This window comes from Streptomyces narbonensis, from assembly GCF_014649015.1.
GTDB lineage: Bacteria > Actinomycetota > Actinomycetes > Streptomycetales > Streptomycetaceae > Streptomyces > Streptomyces narbonensis.
Genome location: NZ_BMSF01000121.1, coordinates 1 through 719, shown reverse-complemented (window position 1 = coordinate 719; position 719 = coordinate 1). Strand labels below are relative to the sequence as shown.

Below are 719 nucleotides of genomic sequence, written 5' to 3'. Positions count from 1 at the left end.
TTTTTAGATAATTTACCTTCTTCTAAATATTTTTCTAATATCTTTTCATCTGATTCTGCTGCTAGTTCTAATAAAATATTATTATATTTTTTTGATATTTTTTTCAGTTCTGAAGGTATTTCTACTCTTTCATATTCCATACCATTATTCTTTTCTAACCATGAAATAGCTTTCATTTCAATTAAATCTATTATACCTTTAAATTTTTCTTCACTTCCCAAATTTAATTGTATAGGAACTGCTTTACAATTTAATCTTTCTTCAATTTGTTTTAAAACTTTTAAATAATTTGCTCCTGGTCTATCCATTTTATTTATAAATATTATCCGTGGTACTTTATATTTATTTGCTTGTCTCCACACTGTTTCTGTTTGAGATTGTACTCCTGATGATCCACATAATATTACTATTGCTCCATCTAATACTCTTAATGATCTTTCTACTTCTATAGTAAAATCAACATGTCCGGGTGTATCAATTATATTAATTCTATGGTTTTTATATTGTCCTTTCATTCCTTTCCAAAATGTTGTTACTGCTGCTGATGTTATTGTTATGCCTCTCTCTTGTTCTTGCTCCATCCAATCTGTTGCTGCTGTTCCCTCATGTACTTCTCCTAATTTGTGAGTACTTCCTGTATAATATAATATTCTTTCTGTTGTTGTAGTTTTGCCTGCATCAACATGTGCAATTATTCCTATATTTCTATATCTTTTTAT

1 protein-coding gene is annotated in these 719 nt (G+C 28.0%); it reads right to left on the bottom strand.

Translation table 11 applies throughout. The features are described 5' to 3' along the window. A partial coding sequence (locus IE124_RS36335; RefSeq protein WP_502266946.1) for a GTP-binding protein occupies positions 1–719 on the bottom strand: 719 nt, incomplete at both ends.